The sequence below is a fragment of the Methylophilus flavus genome (genome assembly GCF_042678905.1).
GTDB lineage: Bacteria > Pseudomonadota > Gammaproteobacteria > Burkholderiales > Methylophilaceae > Methylophilus > Methylophilus flavus.
On the sequence record NZ_JBHTLN010000002.1, the window covers coordinates 529,008 to 552,300 of the forward strand.

Sequence of the window (23,293 nt, forward strand, 5' to 3'; positions counted from 1 at the left end):
TTCGGACCCCTTAGTTGGAAATGAATGTGTTGAAATCATAAAAGGCAGGTACCGATTTGCGTATAGGGTATTGACTGGATTGCAGGTAGGAATCAACCTACAGTTAAGATGATTTTGCTAGCGTGTTAATCCGTCAAGCCACTTGATAAAAATGGCTGAAATGCTCTTCAGGCAGTTGATTCCTGGCTAATTAGCGCGGCAAACGCAAGTAGGAACATGCGTATTGATTATCTGACACAGGTGCTTGGATTCCACGTTGATAAATTGCTCAAGCCGTTGTTCGGTAGGATGCAACTTAAACTTTTTCGTTTCGTATAAGCAGGGTCTATCAATGCCTGGTGATAAAAATCTGGTAGTTAGAATTTTGTACTTTTCGGGCATCTTATTGATTTTAAGATTGCTGTGGCTGGCATCTGTCCTGATGAAAGCATTTCCTTTGATATGCGTGTTGTTAGCAGGCTTTCTCGGGATCATGATTTTTACGGAATAAGTTGAGAGTCCGTGATTTACCTGGAGCAGTAAATCTCGGAACAAAGTCCTGCACTTATATTAAAGGTGTGGTGTATAAAAGGTATTGGTGAGTCATGGGCTGCAACCAGCCGCGACTATTCATCTTCACTAAAGGCATCATGGAAATCTTCCGCTTCCACCACTTGTTTGGCACGCATTTTCTGGATAAAAATAATACCATCCCTAGTGAGCTGGCTTTCGTTTGAACGCCTGCCTTCTCGCACATCGCCATTGGCTGTCAGCGGCAGCCGAAATACTTCCCGATGGTATCTGAGGGAGGCTTCACCTAATCCAATTCTTTTACATTTTTCCAAGTCCAGCACCGTGACAAGGTAATAATTGGACCCTCGTGGATTGATCACGCGTTTCAGGTCTATTACGCCCAATGACTCAGTGCCTTGTGATACCGTAATTTCCTCCCCTGACACATTGATAGTGATGGTATAAGCCAAACCATCTTTCGCGACAAATTCTTTTTGATGCATATTCTGAAGTCCCTTTTAAACCATTCTTAATGTGTGCAAGTAAAGTGCAGTCACAGTTTTTCAATCATACACATTAGAAATCAAATGTCAGGTTTTTGCATGTTTTAATGAACGCTCTTCCTGATGATTCCCTGAATTAAGCTAGAAACTCATGGTTTTCTTTATGTCAAACTATGTTAATTAGCAGTAAAATATGTTTATGCTAATTCTTTGCATGTTTTTTATTGCAATACACGCATGGTTTGTTAAGGACAAAAATGATGCAAGAAAAAGTATTCTTCAGCCTTGAGGGCATCAAGGTCAGTGACACCCACTTTATTGCTGACGGGCAAACATACCATCTTGATGAGGTCACATCGGTCAAGCATGGCTTGATTGAGCCTAAACGCAGCTTTTCTACATTCTGCATGTTATCCGGCTCTTTCCTCATGATATTCGAGGATGTATTCATGTTTGTCGGTGGCTTTTCAATCGCACTTGGCATGGTGGCGTGGTTTACGGCACAAACGCTCTATTCGGTTGTCATCCATACCCCAGAAGGCGAAAAGCAGGCGCTGACCAGTGCAAACAGCCATGATGTCGATAGAGTGATCCGTGCTTTAAATACAGCTCTGATCAGCAGAGGTTGATGCCAGCTTTGCGTGTGTAAACCTTAAAATTTTCCCTATATCAATCTATACAAATAAAGCCCAGGTATTGAAATAGCGTATAGTGCCTTTCAATCAGTGACTTGGTCGTACAAGCTGCTGCGCCAACTGTTCCAGATTTGCGTTATCAGTGAAAAGGACAAGTGATGGAAGAGTTTATATTCTTCAGTCTTGAGGGCATTAAAGTCAGCAATATCCAGTTCATTGCCGATGGGTTCACTTATGCCTTGCAGGATGTGATTGCCGTTGAGCACGGTATGACAGAACCCAGTCGTGTATTCGCTACATTTTGCGTACTTGCAGGTGCATTCCTGTTCATCTTCGAAGATATTTTCATGTTTGCCGGTGGCTTTGCCATTGCCCTTGGCATGGTGGCCTGGTTGTCTGCCAAGACACGCTATTCCGTTGTCATCCATACGTCCACCGGACAACACCAGGCTTTGACCAGCGAAAATAGCCATGATATTGATAGAGTGATCCGTGCGTTGAATACCGCGATTATTCACAGGGATTAAGTGCGGATAAAAACATGCGTCAGGATGACATATGCCCCTTGATCAAGGGGCTTTCTATTAATAGTGTCGGATATAGCTAAACGCTATCACTCCCATCGGCCGCCATTAGTCATGGCTCAGAAAAAGAAAAATGTCAGCATGGTTGGATGGCATGATTACGCTACAAATCAGGTAAACTTTATCTCGTTTGGCAGTTGCCTTATTCAGGGGCTAGTCAAACGTATCAATCGAGTCACATTCATTTAAACAACAATAAATAAGGGGCGGAAAATGCAGGCAGATGAAATTGAGTATGTAGGGTTTTGGGCGCGTGCCATTGCTTCCATCGTAGACACTATTCTAGTGACCGTGATCGTGTTGCCTTTTTTTATGGTGATCTACGGCAAAGCGTTTTGGACAGGTGAAATCGTGCTTGGGCCCATCGGCAATTTAATTTCCTGGCTGCTTTTTCCGGTGGCAGTCATCGTGTTCTGGTTAACCAAGGAAGCCACACCCGGGAAAATGATGTTCTCTGCAAAAGTGGTTGATGCCGACACCGGCAATACGCTTAGCAAGGGTCAGGCCATAGGCAGGTACCTGGCGTATTACCTAGCACTAATCCCGTTTGGGCTAGGTTTTTTATGGGTTGCTTTCGATAAGCGCAAACAGGGCTGGCATGACAAACTGGCAGGGACCGTGGTGATCCGTGATAAAAAATAAGTGACGGTCCTGAAAGCGGGGCAGCTGGGTCCACTTTTAAAACAAGATGCAGAATACACATCCTTTACAATAAGCGACTTCAGCAGAATTCTTATCACAGACGGGTTTTTAAACCAATATATCTTTAACAATGTCTGATCAATTATCTTGTATCTAAGTGCTATAGTAGTTACCTGCATAAATTAAGCAGCTATAAAGTTATCCGATTAACTCAGCCATCATTGTTAATAAGAGCTGCCATGCCAATTACACCTTCTGAAGAAATTTCTTTTCCAGCAGTGGATCCTGACGGCCGGTTTCGGGCCATCGCAGATTATGCGCCGGTGATGATGTGGCTTTCAGGCACTGACACACTTTTTGCCTGGTTTAATAAGCAGTGGCGTGACTTTACCGGCAACGAGCGGTTGCAAGGGTGGGAGGCGGCCTGGCTTGAGAGCGTGCATGCCGAAGATATTGATGGTTGCCGGGCTACTTATGCGCAAGCGTTTGACTCTCAACAAGCTTTCACCCTTGAGTATCGGTTAAAACGCCATGACGGCACATTTCACTGGGTCACTGATAATGGAGTGCCCATCTATTCTGAGCAAGGTACTTTCACAGGGTTTGTTGGCAATTGTGTCGTGATTCAGGAGCGCAAAGAGCTTGAAGCCAGGCTTGCAAACAGATCCGAGGCGCTGCATCAGTTGCAGTTGCAAAAGGATGCCATCTACAGCGAATCAGAAACCCGCTCCCGTTTATACGAAACGATTCTTTCAGCCACGCCTGACTTCATTTACACCTTCGATTTTTCTGAACCGGAACACCGGTTTACGTATGCGAATAAAGGCCTGATTCAGATGTTTGGCAAGCCTTATGAGCAGATCGTGGGAAAAACCTTCCGCGAATTAGGCTATGAAGAATGGCATGCAGAGATGCATCAAAAGGAAATTGATACTGTTCGATCAACCAAAAGCTCTATCCGGGGGGAGGTCGCTTTCACAGGTACTTTTGGTCACAGGATATATGACTACATATTCTCCCCTGTTTTTGACAGCAATGGCGAGGTAGAAGCGGTTGCTGGCATCACACGTGATGTGACCGAAAGCCATAATACGCAAAAAATACTTAAGCAGAACAAAGAGGCCTTGCAAGAGGCCGATTTGAAAAAGGATGAGTTTCTGGCGATGCTTGCGCATGAGTTGAGAAATCCTCTGGCACCGATTAGTGCAGCGGCTCAAATCATGGTGCTTAGCCAGTATGATGAATCCCGTGTCCGCAAGTCCAGCCAGATCATAGAACGGCAAGTCAAGCACATGGTCGGGTTGGTGGATGACCTGCTGGATGTTTCCAGGGTCACTCGCGGCTTGGTCAATATTGAGAAATTACCACAGGACATGGCGGCAGTGATTGCCAGTTCTCTGGAGCAGGTGCGCCCTTTAATCGAGTCGCGTCAGCATGCTTTGATTGTCGAGCTCACACCGCAACCTGCAAGAGTGCTGGGCGACCACAAGCGGCTGGTGCAAATTGTTTCCAACATACTTAACAATTCAGCCAAATACATAGAGAACAGCGGCCAGATCAAACTCACGATGAAGATTGAAAATGGCTTTGTCATCATCACCGTTTCTGATAATGGCATAGGCATATTGCGCGAAGAGCAGGAGTCCATTTTCGAATTGTTTGCGCAGGCAAAACGCAGTTCTGACCGCTCCCAGGGCGGGCTGGGCATAGGCCTGGCATTGGTGAAAAGCATGCTGAAATTGCATGATGGCACTATCAGTTGCTTCAGTGAAGGCTTGGATAAAGGCAGCGAATTTACTATCACCTTGCCCTTGTGGACTGAAAATACATACATTGAAAACAATCCTGATGCGGTAATGCCGCAACAGCAAACACTATCGGTCGTGGTGGTGGACGACAATGTGGATGCGGCAACGACGCTAGCGACTTTTATTGAGCTCTACGGACATGAAGTGCTGTTCGAGCATGACTCCCTGAAGGCGCTCAAGCTGATCGAGTCAGTGCTGCCCAAGGTCTGTGTACTGGATATCGGCTTACCCAAAATGGATGGTTATGAGCTGGCTAAACGTATCAAAGCCAACAAGTCTATGTCGGAAGCGACCCTGATTGCAGTCACCGGCTACGGACGGGCAGAGGACAAAAAGGCTGCATTTGAAGCAGGATTTGATCATCACCTGGTCAAACCGGTGGATTTTGAATTACTGATCAAGTTGATTGATAACGTGGCGCAAAAGACAACATTGCAACCGCCATCAGCGTAAAGCATGATGGTTTGAATGGCTGGCATTATTTTGTCTCAATAAGTTTTTATCCCGCCATAGTTTCCGGTTGGGGTAGCACTGTTTGTTGCGATTAATACTGTTTGAACTGCTTTAATCACCGCTGGAAAAATGCCATTTCGTCCTGAGCATCACCCAATACGCCTTGCCTCCGTTTTAACTTTTCACAACTATCTTGTATCAAGTATGGTCTAGTAAAGATATGGCTGCTTGCAATATGCATACTAAGCGCGTGTGAGCGGCCAGCAGACATTGCATTTGGGAGGACTTGCCATGCCGGTTAAGCATCAACAGGATTTGCCGGACTTTGCGTTATTTTCACGGTTTTCTTTGAACAAGATTCAGGACTGGATTACCTGGCTTAACGCTGCGGGCAACATAGTTTATGCAAATGAAGCTGCCTACGCAGCCCTGGGTTACTCTGAAGAAGAGATGAAAAGTCTGAATATCTTCGATATCGATTTGAAATATTCGCCTGACATGTGGGCTGCACATTTTGAAAGGTTAAAAGCGCTAGGTTCAAGGACATTTGAAACCCAGCACCGTCGAAAAGACGGCAGTTTTTTACCTGTTGAAATCAACGCCAATTACGTTGAATACAACGGCCAGGAATACAACTGCGCGATTGTAAGGCCTATCGTAGACCGGAAACGGGCCGAGAAGCGTGAGCAGATCAAGAACCAGGTGCTGGATCTGGTGGCACATAATGCGCCGCTGAAAAGCATACTTGCTTATCTGGTGCGGGGCGTAGAGGAAGAGAATCCTGAACGTATATGCTCCATTCTGCTGCTCGATAGCACCAAGCAGTTTCTCAGACACTATGTCGCACCTAGCCTGCCTGCCGGCTTTTCTGAAGCGATAGAGAATTTAAAAATCGGACCCAGCGTAGGTTCATGTGGCACGGCCGCTTTTGAAGGCAAACCGGTCATTGTGGAAAATATCCAGGCTGACTCGCGCTGGGATGGCTACAAAGAACTTGCTGCCAGTTACAACCTGGCATCCTGCTGGTCGGTACCTATCATTGTCGACCACAATGATGTGACAGGCACGTTTGCCATTTATCATCAATCGCCTAAAACACCCTCGCAGGCAGACATCGAGCAGCTGGAATATCTTTCCAACCTGGCCAGGATCGCCATCGAGCGCCACCGTACGGCCGAAGAGCTGCGCCTGTCGGATTCCATATTCAAGAATACCAGCGAAGCCATGCTGGTGCTGGATATCAATGGCATCATCATTGCGACCAACCCAGCGTTTTCAAAAATATCCGGCTATAGCTCTGCGGAGGTCATCGGGCACCATCCTGTCACTTTCGGATCGCCGCGGCATGACCGGGATTTTTATGAGGCCATTCGCAAAGATCTGCAGGAAACGGGTTCCTGGCGTGGGGAAATCTGCGGCGTCAAAAAAAGTGGCGAAGAATACATCAACTGGGTCAAGGTCAACACCACCAATGATGATAAAGGCAAGCCATTCAGGCGTGTGGTCCTGTTTTCAGATATCACCGAAAAAAAGGAGCACGAGGAACGCATCTGGTATGAAGCCAATTATGACGCACTGACGCATTTACCTAACCGCCGCCTGTTCCAGGAAAGGTTGCAGCAGGAGGTTTTGCGTGCCAACCGCCTGAGCACCAAGGTCATATTGCTATACCTGGACCTGGATGGCTTCAAGGAAGTGAACGATGCCATGGGGCACCAGGGAGGTGACCAGCTGTTGATCGAGGTGGCGCGAAGGCTGAATGCGGCGGTACGGATGACCGATTTCACATCGCGTCTGGGTGGCGATGAATTTACCGTGACGTTACTGGATGTACAGGATACTCAAGCTGCCATCAAGGTGGCGACAGCCATCCTGGAGTTGTTGCAGGCGCCGATCATGATAGACACCCATGCCACATATATATCGGCCAGCATAGGCGTCACAGTATATCCGGACGACGCGGACGATGCTTCCAGCCTGATTAAAAATGCAGACCAGGCCATGTACGAAGCCAAAAAACTGGGCCGCAACCAGTATTCTTTTTACACGCAGGAAATGCAATACGTGGCGAACCGGCGTTCTGAACAGAAACGCGAATTACGCAATGCCTTACTCAACCATGAGTTTGAAATCTATTACCAGCCGGTGGTCGATTTCAAAACCGGGGCAGTCACCAAAGCGGAAGCTTTGATCCGCTGGCGGCACAGTACCATGGGCATGGTCAGCCCGGCGGAATTCATTCCACTGGCCGAAGATGCCGGGTTGATCCATGAAATCGGCAGCTGGGTGTTTATAGAATGCCTGGAACAGGCGCTTAAATGGCGCGCCCAGTTTCACCCTGACTTCCAGATCAGCGTCAATCTGTCACCGGTGCAATTCAAGCATACCGCTTACTTTGACCGCTGGTTCAACCTGATTGCCTCCGCCGCCAATACCAACAATTGCCTGTGTGTGGAAATCACCGAAGGCGTGTTGCTGGATGCCTCGGAAAAAACCGCGCAACAACTGCTACGCTTCCGCGAAGCCGGCATAGAAGTCGCCATTGACGATTTCGGTACCGGGTATTCTTCGCTGGCGTATATCAAGCGGATCGAGGTGGATTATCTGAAAATAGACCGCACGTTCATCACCAATATCGCTGCCGAATCTACCGATTATCCACTGGTAGAAGCCATCATCATGATGGCGCACAAGCTGGGATTGAAAGTGATCGCCGAAGGCGTGGAAACCGAGGCGCAACTGGCATTGCTGGATAGCATAGGCTGCGATTATATCCAGGGATATCACTATTCAAAACCTTTGCCACGGCCAGAATTTGAAGCGTGGCTGTTCGCCAGAATGAAAGAGAAGCCATGATCAGGAGCGATGTGTCAGCAACGATTCCAGAGTGACACCATAAAGCGGATGATCGTTTGCTCGCATGGCCGAACAAGCTAAAACAACACAGCCGATTGCCCGGCTGTGTTGTGATTACTACCCTTGAAGACTTTTTTCCAATGCTTTGATCCGTGCTTCCAACGCGGCAATTTTTTCATCACGCTCCTGGATCGCTGGCATCACATCTTCCAGTTTTAGCATCTTCGGAATATGTTTTGGGCAATTCGCATCCCAGGCTTTGATGGTAAACACAATAACGCGCTCCACCCTGGCAGCATAATCCGGTGAGGAAACGCGGGCAATGAGCTCATGATCCCCGGTCACTACCTTGGCTTCGCCCCATATTTTGACGCGCTGTGCATTGGCGTAATCCATCAAAAACAGCTGCGCTTTCGGATTCTCATCCAGGTTGCCAGCGGTAATGTATTGCTTGTTGCCCGTAAAATCGGCAAAGGCCAGCGTTTGCTCGTCGAGCACATGCAAGAAACCCCGCGGCCCGCCACGATGCTGCATATAGGGTTGTCCCTGCGCATTGGCTGTGGCAATGTACATGCTGGTCTGTGCGGCGATAAAATCAGCTAGCACCGGCGTCACACGTGATTCCCAGCCTCGTGTGCTTTCAAATTTTGCATAGCCGGCGCGTGACCCCATTTCTTCCTGCCGGGATTTGACCGCAGGGGTAAATGCGATATCGCTGGGTGAAACTAAAGGTGAAATCCAGGTTGGGTGTGCATTCATGTTCTTCTCCACGTTGTGTTAAACCACCACTGAAGTTTAGGCAAATATACGAGTGAGAAAAACGTGGCTGGCCGCAATTGATTATTTCACCAGAAGAAATGCTGCGATCACTGTGACATATATGCGGCATTTTTAGCATTCATATGCTTATGCTTTTTAATGATGGTTATTCGCTTCCAAATAGAGCTATTCTCTCAAGGCGAGACCCTTACATATCCATATTTTGAGATGGCGATAAACAATAGTACACTCTGACGTTTATCCCTTCAGTCATAAAGGTTGTTATGGTCAGTCACCATGAAGAGCACATTAGCGAACCTGATCGTATTTCGGCTTTACGTAAACTGCTTGTTTTAGACTCTCCCTACGAAGCTGTTTTTGACGCCGTAGCACAGCTAGCCTCCGAGGTTTGCGGCATGCCGATCGCGCTGATAAGCCTGGTGGATAGCGAGCGACAATGGTTCAAGGCACAGGTTGGTTTAGAAGGCGTCAGGGAGACCAGTCGTGAGCTGGCTTTTTGTTCGCATACCATCCGCGAAAATAGCGTAATGGAGATCAAGGATGCCACCAAAGATAGTCGTTTCCAGAGTAATCCGCTGGTGACAGGCGATCCGAATATAGTTTTCTATGCGGGTGCGCCGATTACCTTGCCTTTAGGTGAAAAAATTGGTTCGGTGTGTGTCATTGATACTAAACCAAATGCACTGACTGACATGCAGAAACAGGTGTTGACCGGCCTTGCAAACATCACGACAAAGGCCTTGCTTGCGAGAAGAATTTCCCTGCAGGAGTTGAATAAAATAGCGCCTCAGCATACTGATCAGCCTGTTTAGAGTACTCACTAAAGATCGGGCAATCATCTTCTCTTCCTATCTGGCTTGCTTTGCCGTTAGCTATTTCGCCGTTAGATATCTAGCGTGACTTCATTGTTTATTCGCTGCTGTTATGCGGAACTGACCAGACACTTTCACCATCTGTCACGCAAATAAAGTCACCTGCTTTATTCTCCATCACAAACCCGCCGGTAAAGTCACCAAAAGAGGGCAGCAAGGTCATGCCTTCCTGGTGGTGAAAACACGGCAAAATCAGGCGCTGCCGACCTTTGCCCAGCAAACGGAAAGTAGGATGGATATGTCCGGCAATCACATGATGCGTAGGGTGCGGTGCGGGTATATGTTGCAATACAAAATCGCCCATCAGGTAAGGCTCATCCACTGTTTCAATATTCAAATCCGCTGGCGGGTCGCCGGCATGTTTATCGTGATTGCCGCGCACCAGGATACAGCGAAGGGATGCATGTTGTTCACGCCATTGGCGTAAAGCTCTCAGGGTGGCCGGTGCGTGTGACTTGGGCGCATGCAGGAAATCACCGAGGAAGATCAGTTGCTCAGTCGGATACGTGCAAAGCATCAAGTTCAGCCGCAGCAGGTTCTGGCTGGTGGTGCCCTGCGGGACAGGCTGGCCCAGTGCGCGATAGGCGGCTGCCTTGCCAAAGTGCGCATCTGCAATCAACAGTGCTTTTTGTTGCGGCCAGTAGATGGCTTTGTCGGCGAGTAACAACAGCGTATCAGTGCCTATGCTTAAAGGGAATGCATTTTTCATTTAATTAATAAGTGATTAATTCATGGTCATTCTGGCGTAGGGATAGCACAATTATCGCGAAATCCATCTCCCTAAACTTAAAACTCACATCGTCATTCCGTCGCAGGATGTTGCAGGCATTTCGTGCAATATGCTTTATTCAGACAACCCCCAGGTTAGTTTTGAGGTCATAAGTAAACACTCTATATGCTACCTCGCCTGATACTGGTCTTCACCAGTATGACGAACAAAGGATAAAGTTATTCAAAATCCATGCCGTGCCTTTGGCGGAATGATTCTGCTGCGGCGTCGTTTGGGATTCGTTGCACTTTCAGTATCTGGTTCCATGGGCAAACCGGTTTTGCGCACGCGTTCGCGTTTCTTATACACTTTCTCCTGCACGTTGAATTTTGCCTGCGCATTCACGGTTTCTTCCGGGATGTAAGCGCCAGCACCAGCGGCTTTTTCCAGGTCGGCCACCATACGTGCTATCCGGTCAGCCAGTTTTTCAGAACTGCTGCTTTCGCGGAAACGTTCGACCAGCAAAGGAAACGCAAACGGCGTCGGCCGTTTGATATGCATTAATTGTATTTGCTTGCTTTGCAGATGTTGCAAGGTGGCTGACAAACGCGCCATTTCCAGCTCCTGTTGCAGCACTTCTTCCTGCGCTTGCGTCAGCAATAGATTGTTGGGATCGTATTTGCGGAACACATCAAAGAACAGGCTGGATGAAGCCTGCACCTGCCTGGCGCTTTTATGCGCGCCTGGAAAACCGGCAAACACCAGTCCGGAAATACGCGCGATTTCGCGGAAACGCCTTTGTGCCAGTTCGCCCGCATTCAGGCTGCCGATGACATCCTGAAGCAAGTGGTCGGTTGTGAAAATGTCTTTTGTTAATAACGCGTCCCAATCCACCGCTGTCGCGGAAAGCAGTTCGAGCCCATAGTCATTCACGGCGATGGAAAAGGTATTTGGTTGGTGCTTGCCTGCGCGCCAGGCCAGTAAACTGGCTAGCCCAAGGTGGACGCTGCGCCCGGCGTAAGGATACAGAAACAAATGCCAGCCTTCACGCGAGTGCATAGATTCGGCAAGCAAGTTCAGGGTGGTCGGCAACGCGGACCAGTTGCTCTGCACTTGTAGCAAAGGTTTGATCAGCTGCATTTCCGGGCCATCGAAATGGCCGTGCGCCGCGGCATCCATACGCGCGACCATGGCATTGGCAAGCTCGGTAGACAGCGGCAAACGCCCGCCATTCCAGCGCGGCACGGCGGCTTTTTTGCCGGTGGCCTTGCTGACATAAGCGGTCATTTCATGCACACGTACCAGTTCCAGCAGGCGCCCGCCAAAAAGGAAGTAGTCACCGGGTTTAAGGCGGGCGATAAAACTTTCTTCTACCGAACCAAGGCTCTTACCGGAGGCACTTTTGCTCCAGAATTTAACCACCATACTGGAATCACTGACGATGGTGCCTATGCTCATACGGTGCCGCCGAGCCAGGTGCGCATCCGGTACATGCCAGACACCGTTCTCGTCTGGTATTGCGCGGCGGTAATCCGGGTAAGCGGTCAGTGATTCGCCACCGTGCTGCACGAACGCCAGCGCCCAGCGCCATTCTTCATCGGTTAAGTGCCGGTAGGCGTAACAGCTACGCACTTCTGCCAGCAAATCTTCTGAGATAAAGCCACCACCCAGTGCAATCGTCACCAGATGCTGCACCAGTACATCTAAAGGCTTTTGCGGTGATTCGCGTGGCTCGACATTGCGTGCGGCAATCGCATCCTGCGCCGCTACCGATTCGATCAGCTCCAGGCTATGCGTAGGCACAACAGTCAGGCGCGAAGCGCGGCCTGGCGCATGGCCCGAGCGTCCGGCACGCTGCATCAGGCGTGCCACGCCCTTGGGCGAGCCTATCTGCAATACGCGTTCTACCGGTAGAAAGTCTACGCCCAAGTCCAGGCTGGAGGTGCAGACCACGGCCTTGAGTGTGCCTTCTTTAAGTCCTTTTTCCACCCATTCACGTACATTCCTGTCCAGTGAGCCGTGGTGCAATGCAATCAAACCCGCCCAGTCCGGGCGGGCTTCAAGTAAGGCCTGGTACCAGATCTCGCATTGCGAGCGGGTGTTGGTGAAGATCAGGCTATTCGGGCTGGATTCAATCTGCTCCACTACTTGCGGCAGCATGCGTAAACCCAAATGTCCAGCCCACGGAAAGCGTTCAATGCCGGGTGGTAGCAAGGTATCGATCAATAAATCTTTCGCCAGCTTGCCTTGCACCAGTACAGGTTGGGATGACTCTGGACTAGATTTAGGAATCAGTACTTCCATGGCATGCTGCAAATTACCCAGCGTCGCCGACAAGCCCCAGGTGATTAGCTGGGGCTGCCAGCGACGTAGCCGCGCCAGCGCCAGCTGTAACTGCACGCCGCGCTTGTTGCCGATCAGCTCGTGCCATTCATCCACTACCACCATTTTCAGGCTGTTAAACGTCTCAGCCGCGTCTGGCCGCGTCAGCAAAAGCGTCAGGCTTTCCGGTGTGGTGATCAGCGCGGTCGGCAGGCGTTTTGATTGCCGTGAACGCTCGGCACTGTTGGTGTCGCCAGTGCGTAAACCGATGCTCCAATCAAGGTTTAATTCATTGATCGGGGCAATCAATGCGCGCTCGGTATCTGCGGCCAGGGCACGCATGGGCGTGATCCATAATACAGTCAGCGGCTGCATCACTATTTTTCGTTTGGCTGGTTTTTCAGCAGCAGTCTCTGAATGTTTAGCAGGTGCCTTCGGTTTTGTGAGAGCGAAACGCTCAATCGCTCCCATCCATACCGCATAGGTTTTACCGGCGCCGGTGGTTGCGTGCAGCATACCGGATTGACCATTTGCCACTGCCTGCCAAACATCCTTCTGAAACGGGAATGGCTGCCATTGATGCGTGGCAAACCATTGCCGGCTTAACTGGAAAGCACTACGTTTTGGCTTTTCAGTGGGCTCATCATGCAGCGTCGATTCTGTCGTGGCTTCCAGGGTCATGGCAAAGCCGCTTCTTGTTTAGTTTCAGGGCGTGAAACCTGCGGTAACAAGGCCTGCAAAGTCTGTAAGGTATCGGCTTCTGCCACAGGCTTATCCTGCCGCCAGCGCAGCATGCGCGGGAAGCGCACGGCGATGCCGCTTTTATGACGTCCGCTTAAAGAAATGCCTTCAAAGCCTAACTCAAATACCAGGGTCGGTTTGACACTGCGCACCGGCCCGAATTTTTCAACCGTGGTCTTGCGGATAACCGCATCCACTTCCCGCATTTCAGCATCGGTCAGGCCGGAATAGGCTTTGGCAAATGGCACCAGTTTCCGCTCCGGATTTTCTTGGCCACTGTCCCACACCGCGAATGTGTAATCGGTATACAGGCTGGCGCGGCGGCCATGGCCGGTCTGCGCGTAGATCAGCACTGCATCCGCCGTATACGGCTCAATCTTCCACTTCCACCACACCCCGACATCCTTGGTCCGGCCAATGCCATATTGCGCATCTTTGCGCTTGAGCATAAAGCCTTCCACACCCAGGCTGCGTGATGCTTCGCGCTGGCGATCAAGGTCTTGCCAGCTGTCACCGCTCACTAAAGGCGATAGTTGCAGTTGCGGCTGGTCGCAGGTCAGAACAACCTTTTCCAGTTGGTCACGGCGGGCGGACTGCGGTTGCTCGCGCCAATCGTCACCCTGCCATTCGAGCAGGTCATAAGCCAGGATCACCACCGGCAGGTTTTCAAGGATTTTAGCGGTTAACGTTTTACGGCCTATGCGTTGTTGTAGTAAGGCAAACGGTTGAACCTGTCCTTGGGTCCTTTGGGGCGTAGGCTGGTCGGCGATTTGATCTTTTATCTGCTCCGGGTCAACTTCAACATCAGGCGCAGGCGCATGTTTCCACACCACCAGCTCGCCATCGATCACCGTGCCATCCGGCAGGGCTGCCGCCAGTACATTCAATTCAGGGAAACGGTCAGTCACCAGTTCTTCACCGCGCGACCATACCCATAGCTGGCCGTCGCGTTTGACCAGCTGCGCACGGATGCCATCCCATTTCCATTCCACTAACCAGTCTTGCGGGCTGCCGATAGCAGTTTCAAACTCGTCAGTCGGTAGCTGTAAAGGATGCGCGAGGAAAAAAGGGTAAGGCTGGCCTTCGCTACGCTCGTCACCTTCTTCACTCAGCGGCGCGATCAGTCTCAAATAATCCTCGGCAGTCGGACGTGCGGAAAGGTCTGTATAGCCGACCAGGCGTTGCGCAATGCGCTTTGCATCTATATCTGCCACCGCAGCCAGTGCGCGCGTGACCAGTAACTTGGAGACACCAACACGGAAACTGCCGGTGATGAGCTTGATACACACCAGTTGGCTGCGCTTATCCAGTTGCTGTAACAGGGGCAATAACTGTGTGGTCAATGTTTCAGGTGGCAGGCCGCGTAGTGGCAATAGTTTGCTTTCTACCCAGGTCGCCAGCCCTTCCTCTGAATTGTGCACGGATTCAGGCAACAGCAAGGCCATGGTTTCCGCCAGGTCGCCCACAGCATGGTAGCTTTCCTCAAATAGCCATTCCGGCAGGCCGGATACGGTGAGAGTCAGTTCACGTAAAAGCTTGGTGGGAACCAGTTGGCGCGGGCGTCCGCCAGACAGGAAATAGACGGCCCAGGCAGCGTCGGCAGGAGAGGCCAGCAGGAAATAATCGCGCAACGCAGCCAGTTTGGCATTGCTACTGGTGGTCGCATCCAGCTTGCTGTATAAATCGGCAAACGCTTTCAAACAGTCGCCTTTGCTATATTCATATGCTCGCTGCCTTCTGTCTCGGGCGGCAACTTGGCTTCAGGTGAAGTTTCGGAAGATGTACCTGTTTCAGGGGATAAATCGGTTTCCGCCTCTGCCGCTTCTTCCCCGTATTCGGTCACAAACCCTTGCGCATCCAGGCCTTGCTCGCATAACCAGCGCACCATGGGGTGCACCTGCCCATGGGTGACGAACACGCGCTCAGCACCAGTGGCTTGGATAGCAGTTTGCAAACCAGGCCAGTCGGCATGGTCTGACATGATAAAGCCACGGTCTACACCACGGCGCCGGCGTGTGCCACGTAACTGCATCCAGCCGCTTGCGAATGCATCCGAATAATCACCAAAGCGTTTGATCCATGGCGTGCCTTGTGCCGAGGGTGGAGCCAGCACGATGCTTTTGCCTATCTGTGACTTATCCTGCATCTCGCCCACGTATTGCGTGGCAGGCAGGTGCACGCCAGCCTCGCGATAGACCCTGTTTAACGGCTCGACCGCGCCATGGACCAGGATAGGGCCGATATGCGGGTTTAGACCTGACAGCAGCCGCTGCGCTTTACCGAACGAATAGCAAAACAGCACGCTGGTACGATTGTTATCGGCATTGCTTTGCCACCACTGGTTGATATCGGCAAAAATCTCGGCCTGCGGCTGCCATTTGTAAATCGGCAGGCCAAAGGTGGATTCGGTGATAAAGGTATGGCAGCGCACACTTTCAAACGGCGCACAGGTGCCGTCAGGCTCCACTTTGTAATCGCCTGAAGCTACCCATACTTCGCCTTTGTATTCCAGCCTCACCTGGGCAGAACCCAGCACATGTCCGGCGGGATGCAGGCTCAGATTCACGCCGTGATGATTGACGCTTTCGCCGTATTCCAGTGTCAGCAGATTGATATCTGCACCCAGGCGCTTGCGCAATATACCTTCACCAGCTGCCGCTGCCAGGTAATGCTGATGGCCGGTGCGCGCATGATCGCCGTGACCGTGCGTAATCACTGCACGCTCCACCTGGCGCCAGGGGTCGATATAAAAATCGCCGGGCGGGCAATACAAACCCTCAGGGCGCGCGATCACTAGTTCCATGGGACTCAATGCCTGTCTGATTTTTGAGGTTTAAACATGCAGATGTGACAGCGGAACTGCAATTCGATTCCGCATACTTAAATAAAAAATGAAATGGTAAATACCTGCCTACAGGCAGGTAAGACAATGACTGACGAAAGTATGGATTTGATGAGAGGTTTCAGGAAGCGTTGCTAGGGGGCTACCTGGTAAGTGACGCTAAACCCACACTTACCAGGCGCTGTTCATGGTGTGTAAATCACGTACGCCAAGGGTGTTTAGGCACGTCACAGACGCCAGCGACATTCACACCGGCTTGTGCCACCAAGTGATCATTTTCTACGGTATCACCGCTAACACCGATGGCGCCAATCAGGATTCCTTCTTCATCCACGATAGGCAGGCCACCGGGGAAAGTAATCAATCCGTCATTCGAGTGCTCAATACCGTATAAAGGGGAGCCGGGCACAGAAAGCTTACCGATCTCGCCAGAAGGCATGGCGAAGTAACAGGCGGTCTTGGCTTTTTTGATGGCAATATCGATACTGCCCACCCAGGCATCATCCATTCTAGTGAAGCTTTTTAAATTGCCGCCCGAGTCCAGCACGGCGATACACATCTTGACGCCTATCTGCTTGGACTTCTCAACTGCTTTTTCAATGATTTCTTGTGCGACTTCAAAGCTTACGTGCATATCGTTTCCTAAATTGAATGGAACACATACGACATTGGCATCAGATTAAAATTCATCATTGATTGCATCAATAATTGCCAGTCGCGCTGAATTCATTTTTTACAAAAACTTTCCGTGAGAATAACAACCGTGAGAATAGTTTTGGGAGAAATGAAACTTCATGCAGGAATTTCTGTATATTCAATATCATGACCAACTCACTCGCGCCACAAGCTCATTCTGCAGAGCATCCAGACTATCCACTTCCTCCATTATTTGTCATCCTCAACGCAGGTTCGGGTGCTAAAAATGCAGAGACAGTTTCAAACAAGCTGGCAACATTGTTCGCAGAAGCCAACCAACCCTATGAATTGTTTCTTTGCCGCCGCCCGGGCGACCTGTCTGAAATGACCAAACAGGCGATCCAGAAGGCCAGCCAAAGTCATGGTGTGGTAGCGGCAGCGGGTGGAGATGGCACCATCCGTTTTGTCGCACAGGAAGTGCTGGCAGCAGATTTGCCGTTTGGCATTGTGCCACTAGGCACATTCAATTATTTTGCGCGTGACAATGAGGTGCCTCAAGAAGTGGATCTGGCCGCCCAGGCATTGATCACCGGAATACGCGAGGGGAATCAACGGCAGGTACAGGTAGGGCAACTGAATGACCAGGTGTTCCTGGTGAATGCCAGCCTGGGCCTGTATCCACAATTGCTCGCCGACCGTGAAAAACTGAAACAGCAGCATGGCCGTAGCCGTATCGTTGCCAAGTTCGCGGCATTTCTTACTTTGCTAAAACGCGATATCAAGATGCTGCTACGCATTGAGTATCGCGGCGGGGAAGAGCAGAGTGGCGAGAATGTGATTCCTGCCTCCACCATATTAGTGGGTAACAATTCGCTGCAACTGGCTGATATCGGGTTGGCCGAAGAAGCTGAAAGCGTTAAAAATGGACAGCTTGCCATCATTGCACTGCCACCAATGAACGCCGGCGAACGCATAGGCGTGGCATTCCATGGCATGCTGGGCATACTGAGCAAAGCGCCGGAAGTCACCCACTTTGCCTGCCGCGAGCTGGTCGTTGAACCGCTGTCGCGCCACAAAAAACGTTCAGTGAAAGTGGCTATGGATGGAGAAATCTCTCAAATGCAGCCGCCGTTGACATTCCGCGTCGGGCCAAAGTGTTTGCGGCTCGTCGTGCCTGTTTCGGCAGGAGTTGAAGCTTGAGTGTGGTCCTCCATCTTTCCGACACGCATTTCGGGACCGAGAAACCAGAGGTAACGAGTGCGCTATTGCAGCTTGCGCAGGAAGTGCGCCCTGATATCGCCATCCTGTCCGGCGATGTCACCCAGCGCGCACGGCGCGACCAGTTTGCCGCCGCCCGTCGTTTTATCGACGCACTGGCTGCGCCTGTAAAGCTGGTGATCCCCGGCAATCATGATATTCCCCTGTTCAATATTTTTGCGCGAGTGTTTAAGCCGTATGGTAATTACCGCCGCGTGTTCGGGCATACGCTTGAGCCGCAATTTTCGAATCACGATGTACTGGTGATAGGCGTTAATGCCACCCGGCCGTGGCGTCACGCCGATGGCGAAGTCTCTGCTAAACAGATAGAACATGTTTCCCAACAATTACAGCGCGCCTCTCCGGATCAATTGCGTATCGTGGCAGTGCACCAGCCGGTATTCGTCGAACGGGAAAGTGATAAAGAGAATTTGCTACATGGCCACCAGCAAGCCATCAAAGCCTGGGCAGCAGCAGGCGCAGACCTGATTTTAAGCGGGCATATCCATCTGGCCTACGTGCGTAATCTGGGCTTAGCATTGCCGGATGTGACGCGTTCGCTGTGGACACTCTCTGCAGGGACTGCCGTATCCAAACGCGTACGTGAAGGCAAGCCGAACTCGGTGAATCTGATCCGTTATGACGCAACACAGCCACGTCGCTGCCAGGTCGAACGCTGGGATTTTGATGTAACATCGTCGCGATTCATGGTTGCAGAAACCAAGTTACTTGAGCTGTCGTAGTTCATGTCCGGCATGGCCCTTGACCCAACTGTCCAGGCAAGTTGTAGGATTTGCCAGGTTATGTCGAGTCCTCGCTCACCATCAGCCCGTCATGCAGAATAGTGGAGCCTTGCCATGCTGCAACCGCATCAGCAATCACTACGCCTGTATTTAATAATCAGCATCATAGTGCTGCTCAGCGCGGGAACGCTGTTTGCGCTTATTGCGGAAAATGTCGTCAGTGCTGGCGCGCTGACAATCACCGATGTGAATCTTGCTCAATGGCTGCACGAACGTAGCACGCCACTTCTCACACATTTCTTGCTGGTTGTGACTCACCTGCATGATCCTTTGGTGCTCAGCTCTTTTGCCGCGTTGATAGCGATTTATTTCATGTGGAAACAACGCTGGTATGCCATGTGGGCGGTCGTGCTCGGTGTAGAAGGCGGCATGTTACTGAATCTGCTGGCAAAACAAGTATTTCACCGGGCGCGCCCATCTTTCGATCACCCGCTCGTCACTCTCACGACATACAGTTTTCCCAGCGGCCATGTGGTTGCCAGTACCGTTTTCTATGGTGTATTGGCAGCACTGTTGATTTCACAAGCGCATTCATGGCGCCGGACTTTCTGCATACTCTTGATTGCTTTCTGTCTGGTTGTGCTGGTGGCGTTTAGCAGGATGTATCTGGGCGCGCATTATCTGAGTGATGTGCTGGCAGCATTTCTGGAAGGGATAGCCTGGCTCGCCCTGTGTTTCACTGTTATTCAAAACTACCGTCTTTTACGTTAACTTCTGGTTAATATTTCCTCCCGGCTTTGAAGAGCCTGTCTTTCTTGAAATCCTCGGCCTTGCGAAGGCCATATCGTCCTAGAGCCTCATATCTCAATTAGCGGTATTGTTTATCCGCATAGTCATTTCTCGTCAGCCACGTCCTACATTCAAATGAGAGTGTGACGGATAGTCGTGCGCATGGATAAAAATTCTAATGCATAGGTTACCAGCGCTTCATTGATTACTTCTAAAACATAAAATAGCAAACTCAAGGATCCTATGAATACCCCTACCAGCTTAAACCCACTCGTTTATCAACCTGATTATGAAAAGCTCCAGGAAGATGAAGGGCAAACGATCACAGAACTGGTCGAAACCCTGCAGGAAATTTCAGATATCACTTCAAAAGATTATGGCAGGGCAGTGCGCAGTGTGCATGCAAAACCACATGGTTTGATTCGCGGTAAATTAGTGATCAAGGATGACCTTCCGGACTATTTGAAACAGGGTATTTTTGCTGCAGCGGGTACTTATGCGGCCGTCTTGCGATTCTCTACCAGCCCAGGCGATATTCTGGACGATAGCGTTTCTACGCCCAGAGGCATTGCCATCAAGGTGATGGGGGTTGAAGGCGAGCGTTTGACGGGTGAGCTTACCAGCAGGACACAGGATTTCCTGATGGTGAACGGTCCGGCCTTTCTGAAACCGGATGCCAAAAGTTTTTTGACTAGCCTGAAGTTGCTGGCGAAAACCACGGATAAGGCTGAAGGCCTAAAGAAAGTATTGTCTGCAGCCTTGCGCGGTACCGAGAAGATCATTGAAAGTGTGGGCGGTGAAAGTCCAACCATTAAAAGCATGGGCGGCCATCCGGAAACCAATATCCTGGGTGAAACTTTCTTCACGCAAGTGCCAGTGCTGTATGGGAAATATATGGCGAAATTATCGTTGGTACCTGTTGCTCCTGAATTGACCGCACTGAAAGATGCACCGCTGGAGGATGGTAAGGAAAATGGCATCAGGGAAGCTGTTTCCGCATTTTTCAAAACGAATACCGCCAGATGGGAACTGCGTGTACAACTATGTACTGATATCGAAGCAATGCCGATTGAAGACGCATCCGTAGTGTGGCCTGAGGAACAAAGTCCGTACATTACAGTAGCCACTCTAGAAGCTGCGCCACAAGTTTCCTGGGATGACGCTACCTTTCCGCAGATTGAAGACAGGTTGTCATTCAGCCCGTGGAACGGGATTCAGGACCATCGGCCCCTGGGCTCAGTGATGCGTGCACGCCGCCATGCTTATGAAGGCTCCAGCACTTTCCGCAAGCAGTTCAATGGCTGCCCGATGGGGGAGATCAATTCGCTGGAAGAGGTATGAGCAAACCGCATTTTGTAGAACCCGGTGGCCCGGCAGGAGGCTGGGGTTCGGTCAAAGCGGTCTCAACCGTATTATTAAAAGAACATATTCCGTTCAAAGGCGCGAAGGCGCTGGCAGCACAAAACAAGGTGAATGGTTTTGCCTGTGTCAGTTGCGCATGGGCAAAGTCGGCAAAGCCGCATCCATTTGAATTTTGTGAGAACGGCGCCATGGCGACCGCCTGGGAGATCACTGCCAAACGGGCGGATGCCGATTTTTTCAAGCAGCATACCTTGTCAGAGCTGGAATCCTGGAGTGACCACGAACTGGAAGCGCGCGGCAGGCTGACCGTGCCCATGCGTTGGGATGCTGCCACGGATCGCTATCTCGAAGTCAGCTGGGAGCAAGCGTTAAAAGAGATTGCCCAGGAACTGCAACCGCTGGATCCTAAATCTGCCGTCTGGTATACCTCCGGAAGAGCCTCTCTTGAGACCTCTTATTTGTATGCATTGATGGTGCGCATGTACGGCTCTAACAATTTGCCGGATAGCTCCAATATGTGCCATGAAAGCACCTCGGTCGGCTTGCAGGAAAGTATTGGTGTCGGTGTTGGCACCGTGGTGCTAAAGGATTTTGAGCAGACAGACTGTATTCTTTTTTTCGGGCAGAATGTGGGCACCAACAGCCCACGCATGCTGCATGACCTGCAGGATGCCCGCAAACGCGGCATACCGATTATCACCTTCAATCCTTTGCGCGAACGCGGCCTGGTCAGTTTCACTAATCCGCAATCGCCTGTGCAAATGCTTACCGGGCAGGAAACGGTGATCAGCACCCACTATCATCAAGTGAAACCAGGCGGCGACATTGCCGCGATTACCGGGCTTTGCAAAGCGCTGTTTGAACTGGATGATCTAGCGATAGCCTCAAATTCAGACAGGATCCTCGATATCGATTTTATCCAGACCCACACGTCAGAAATCGAAGCGTTTGCAGCATATGTACGCCAGACTGACTGGCAGAATATCGAACAAGAGTCAGGGTTAACCAGGTCTGAGCTTGAGGAATCTGCCCGGATATATAGTCAGGCCAAAGCCGTGATCGGCATATTTGGCATGGGGCTGACCCAGCACCGCAACGGTGTGCACAACGTACAAATGCTGGTGAATTTATTAATGTTGCGCGGCAATCTGGGCAGGCCGGGTGCAGGCATATGTCCGGTGAGGGGGCATTCGAATGTGCAGGGGCAACGCACCGTAGGCATAACTGAAAAACCCGAACTGGCGCCACTGGATAAACTGGCTGAGCTTTACCATTTTGAGCCGCCGCGTGAAAAAGGCCTCAACACTGTTGAAAGCTGTGCAGGCATTATTGACGGGTCTGTAAAGGCATTTATCAGTCTAGGCGGAAACTTCCTCAGGGCGGTGCCTGAAACAAATCAAATGGAAGCCGGATGGCGCAATCTGCGGCTGACAGTCAATATTGCGACCAAACTCAACAGAAGTCATGTCATCCACGGCGAAGTGGCCTATCTGTTGCCCTGTTTAGGGCGCATTGAAGTTGACAGGCAGGCAACCGGAGAACAAACCGTTTCAGTGGAAGACAGTACCGGTTGCATGCATGGTTCGCGTGGCCAGGCCGAACCCGCCAGTGAAGCTCTGTTATCTGAAACCCAGATCGTCGCCAGGCTGGCAGCTGCCATATTCCCGGACCAGAAAAATGTGGATTGGCATGCCTGGGCGGCTGATTATTCCCTGATCCGGCAAGCGATTGAAAAGACCTATCCGAGCATCTTCCCGGACTTTGAATCCCGGCAATGGCAGCCGGGCGGTTTCCGACGACCTATGCCTGTGGTAAACCGGGAGTGGAACACCAGCAATAAAAAAGCGAATTTTATCTGCCCGGATGATTTAACTGCGGATCCCGATACCAGGATTTTTGAAACTGAAGGTCCGTTGAGGTTATTCACTATCCGTAGTGACGGTCAGTTCAACACCACTGTTTATCACCTTGACGATAGATTCAGGGGCGTTTATGGCACCCGCAAGGTGTTGTTCATCAGCGAGGAAGATATCAGCGGACATGGCTTTAAAGACGGTGACCTGGTCACCGTGACTACTGCCTGCAACGATGGGGTGGTGCGTAAAGTCGAGAACCTGCGATTGACCACTTACGACTTGCCGATAGGCAGTGTTGCCGGATATTTTCCTGAGTGCAATCCTCTGATGCCTCTATGGCATCATGCCAAAAAAAGCATGGTCCCTGCCGCAAAATCCATCCCTGTCACACTTAGTTTGCAGGCATAAATC

At 50.6% G+C, this 23,293-nt stretch carries 18 protein-coding genes; 11 read left to right on the forward strand and 7 right to left on the reverse strand.

Annotation, left to right across the window (positions count from 1 at the left end; translation table 11 throughout):
* Positions 1–605 precede the first annotated feature (605 nt).
* Positions 606–995: a hypothetical protein gene (locus ACFQ2T_RS12535; protein WP_379034918.1), complete on the reverse strand. Its 390-nt coding sequence runs from the start codon at positions 993–995 to the stop codon at positions 606–608.
* Positions 996–1,252: 257 nt separating this feature from the next.
* On the opposite strand from ACFQ2T_RS12535, the gene ACFQ2T_RS12540 reads away from it, so the two are divergent.
* The 5 genes from ACFQ2T_RS12540 (at position 1,253) to ACFQ2T_RS12560 (ending at position 7,973) form a co-directional block, all read left to right on the forward strand.
* Positions 1,253–1,624: a DUF6232 family protein gene (locus ACFQ2T_RS12540; RefSeq protein WP_379034920.1), complete on the forward strand. Its 372-nt coding sequence runs from the start codon at positions 1,253–1,255 to the stop codon at positions 1,622–1,624.
* Positions 1,625–1,788: 164 nt separating this feature from the next.
* Positions 1,789–2,157 carry a DUF6232 family protein gene (locus ACFQ2T_RS12545; RefSeq protein WP_379034922.1) on the forward strand — a complete coding sequence of 123 codons (369 nt, stop codon included), beginning with the start codon at positions 1,789–1,791 and terminating at the stop codon, positions 2,155–2,157.
* A gap of 270 nt (positions 2,158–2,427) precedes the next feature.
* Positions 2,428–2,856, forward strand: coding sequence for an RDD family protein (locus ACFQ2T_RS12550; protein ID WP_379034924.1), 429 nt, complete (start codon positions 2,428–2,430; stop codon positions 2,854–2,856).
* Between the two features lie 239 nt (positions 2,857–3,095).
* Positions 3,096–5,117, forward strand: a complete 2,022-nt coding sequence (locus ACFQ2T_RS12555; RefSeq protein ID WP_379034926.1) for a PAS domain-containing hybrid sensor histidine kinase/response regulator — start codon at positions 3,096–3,098, stop codon at positions 5,115–5,117.
* A 291-nt stretch (positions 5,118–5,408) separates the two neighbouring features.
* Complete coding sequence (locus tag ACFQ2T_RS12560) at positions 5,409–7,973, forward strand: bifunctional diguanylate cyclase/phosphodiesterase (RefSeq protein ID WP_379034928.1); 2,565 nt, start codon at positions 5,409–5,411, stop codon at positions 7,971–7,973.
* A gap of 117 nt (positions 7,974–8,090) precedes the next feature.
* Here ACFQ2T_RS12560 and ACFQ2T_RS12565 read toward each other — a convergent pair whose 3' ends face one another.
* Positions 8,091–8,732 (reverse strand): pyridoxamine 5'-phosphate oxidase family protein, encoded by a 642-nt coding sequence (locus ACFQ2T_RS12565; protein WP_379034930.1) that lies wholly within the window; start codon positions 8,730–8,732, stop codon positions 8,091–8,093.
* 284 nt (positions 8,733–9,016) lie between these two features.
* Between ACFQ2T_RS12565 and ACFQ2T_RS12570 the strand changes: the two genes are divergently transcribed.
* Positions 9,017–9,565 (forward strand): GAF domain-containing protein, encoded by a 549-nt coding sequence (locus ACFQ2T_RS12570; protein WP_379034932.1) that lies wholly within the window; start codon positions 9,017–9,019, stop codon positions 9,563–9,565.
* A 97-nt stretch (positions 9,566–9,662) separates the two neighbouring features.
* Here the strand turns inward: ACFQ2T_RS12570 and pdeM are convergent, their stop codons facing one another.
* The 5 genes from pdeM to ACFQ2T_RS12595 all read right to left on the reverse strand — a co-directional run bounded on the left by pdeM (position 9,663) and on the right by ACFQ2T_RS12595 (position 16,873).
* Entirely contained in the window at positions 9,663–10,334 is a 672-nt protein-coding gene (gene pdeM / locus ACFQ2T_RS12575; RefSeq protein WP_379034934.1) for a ligase-associated DNA damage response endonuclease PdeM, read from the reverse strand.
* 243 nt (positions 10,335–10,577) lie between these two features.
* Complete coding sequence (locus ACFQ2T_RS12580; RefSeq protein WP_379034936.1) at positions 10,578–13,337, reverse strand: ligase-associated DNA damage response DEXH box helicase; 2,760 nt, start codon at positions 13,335–13,337, stop codon at positions 10,578–10,580.
* A complete protein-coding gene (locus tag ACFQ2T_RS12585) occupies positions 13,334–15,097 on the reverse strand; it encodes an ATP-dependent DNA ligase (RefSeq protein WP_379034938.1) in 1,764 nt (587 codons plus the stop codon). The genes ACFQ2T_RS12580 and ACFQ2T_RS12585 overlap by 4 nt, the downstream gene beginning before the upstream one ends.
* Positions 15,094–16,200 (reverse strand): ligase-associated DNA damage response exonuclease, encoded by a 1,107-nt coding sequence (locus ACFQ2T_RS12590; protein ID WP_379034939.1) that lies wholly within the window; start codon positions 16,198–16,200, stop codon positions 15,094–15,096. Before ACFQ2T_RS12590 ends, ACFQ2T_RS12585 begins: the two co-directional genes overlap by 4 nt.
* Before the next feature lie 238 nt (positions 16,201–16,438).
* Positions 16,439–16,873, reverse strand: a complete 435-nt coding sequence (locus tag ACFQ2T_RS12595) for a GlcG/HbpS family heme-binding protein (protein ID WP_379034941.1) — start codon at positions 16,871–16,873, stop codon at positions 16,439–16,441.
* Between the two features lie 188 nt (positions 16,874–17,061).
* Here ACFQ2T_RS12595 and ACFQ2T_RS12600 point away from each other — a divergent pair, with 188 nt between their 5' ends.
* The 5 genes from ACFQ2T_RS12600 (at position 17,062) to ACFQ2T_RS12620 (ending at position 23,290) form a co-directional block, all read left to right on the forward strand.
* Positions 17,062–18,075 (forward strand): diacylglycerol/lipid kinase family protein, encoded by a 1,014-nt coding sequence (locus ACFQ2T_RS12600; protein WP_379034943.1) that lies wholly within the window; start codon positions 17,062–17,064, stop codon positions 18,073–18,075.
* 2 nt (positions 18,076–18,077) lie between these two features.
* Positions 18,078–18,875 (forward strand): metallophosphoesterase family protein, encoded by a 798-nt coding sequence (locus ACFQ2T_RS12605; RefSeq protein WP_379035181.1) that lies wholly within the window; start codon positions 18,078–18,080, stop codon positions 18,873–18,875.
* Positions 18,876–18,989: 114 nt separating this feature from the next.
* Positions 18,990–19,646: a phosphatase PAP2 family protein gene (locus ACFQ2T_RS12610; RefSeq protein ID WP_379034944.1), complete on the forward strand. Its 657-nt coding sequence runs from the start codon at positions 18,990–18,992 to the stop codon at positions 19,644–19,646.
* Positions 19,647–19,907: 261 nt separating this feature from the next.
* A complete protein-coding gene (locus ACFQ2T_RS12615; protein ID WP_379034946.1) occupies positions 19,908–21,005 on the forward strand; it encodes a catalase family protein in 1,098 nt (365 codons plus the stop codon).
* Positions 21,002–23,290 carry an FdhF/YdeP family oxidoreductase gene (locus ACFQ2T_RS12620; RefSeq protein WP_379034948.1) on the forward strand — a complete coding sequence of 763 codons (2,289 nt, stop codon included), beginning with the start codon at positions 21,002–21,004 and terminating at the stop codon, positions 23,288–23,290. The genes ACFQ2T_RS12615 and ACFQ2T_RS12620 overlap by 4 nt, the downstream gene beginning before the upstream one ends.
* Positions 23,291–23,293 lie beyond the last annotated feature (3 nt).

What these genes read in the sequence shown, in the direction of transcription:
- pdeM (WP_379034934.1), bottom strand. Translation starts at nt 10,334, where the DNA reads ATGAAAAATGCATTCCCTTTAAGCATAGGCACTGATACGCTGTTGTTA.
- ACFQ2T_RS12620 (WP_379034948.1), top strand. Translation starts at nt 21,002, where the DNA reads ATGAGCAAACCGCATTTTGTAGAACCCGGTGGCCCGGCAGGAGGCTGG.
- ACFQ2T_RS12600 (WP_379034943.1), top strand. Translation starts at nt 17,062, where the DNA reads ATGACCAACTCACTCGCGCCACAAGCTCATTCTGCAGAGCATCCAGAC.
- ACFQ2T_RS12595 (WP_379034941.1), bottom strand. Translation starts at nt 16,873, where the DNA reads ATGCACGTAAGCTTTGAAGTCGCACAAGAAATCATTGAAAAAGCAGTT.
- ACFQ2T_RS12580 (WP_379034936.1), bottom strand. Translation starts at nt 13,337, where the DNA reads ATGACCCTGGAAGCCACGACAGAATCGACGCTGCATGATGAGCCCACT.
- ACFQ2T_RS12570 (WP_379034932.1), top strand. Translation starts at nt 9,017, where the DNA reads ATGGTCAGTCACCATGAAGAGCACATTAGCGAACCTGATCGTATTTCG.
- ACFQ2T_RS12610 (WP_379034944.1), top strand. Translation starts at nt 18,990, where the DNA reads ATGCTGCAACCGCATCAGCAATCACTACGCCTGTATTTAATAATCAGC.
- ACFQ2T_RS12560 (WP_379034928.1), top strand. Translation starts at nt 5,409, where the DNA reads ATGCCGGTTAAGCATCAACAGGATTTGCCGGACTTTGCGTTATTTTCA.
- ACFQ2T_RS12555 (WP_379034926.1), top strand. Translation starts at nt 3,096, where the DNA reads ATGCCAATTACACCTTCTGAAGAAATTTCTTTTCCAGCAGTGGATCCT.
- ACFQ2T_RS12535 (WP_379034918.1), bottom strand. Translation starts at nt 995, where the DNA reads ATGCATCAAAAAGAATTTGTCGCGAAAGATGGTTTGGCTTATACCATC.
- ACFQ2T_RS12590 (WP_379034939.1), bottom strand. Translation starts at nt 16,200, where the DNA reads ATGGAACTAGTGATCGCGCGCCCTGAGGGTTTGTATTGCCCGCCCGGC.
- ACFQ2T_RS12550 (WP_379034924.1), top strand. Translation starts at nt 2,428, where the DNA reads ATGCAGGCAGATGAAATTGAGTATGTAGGGTTTTGGGCGCGTGCCATT.
- ACFQ2T_RS12565 (WP_379034930.1), bottom strand. Translation starts at nt 8,732, where the DNA reads ATGAATGCACACCCAACCTGGATTTCACCTTTAGTTTCACCCAGCGAT.
- ACFQ2T_RS12540 (WP_379034920.1), top strand. Translation starts at nt 1,253, where the DNA reads ATGATGCAAGAAAAAGTATTCTTCAGCCTTGAGGGCATCAAGGTCAGT.
- ACFQ2T_RS12615 (WP_379034946.1), top strand. Translation starts at nt 19,908, where the DNA reads ATGAATACCCCTACCAGCTTAAACCCACTCGTTTATCAACCTGATTAT.
- ACFQ2T_RS12545 (WP_379034922.1), top strand. Translation starts at nt 1,789, where the DNA reads ATGGAAGAGTTTATATTCTTCAGTCTTGAGGGCATTAAAGTCAGCAAT.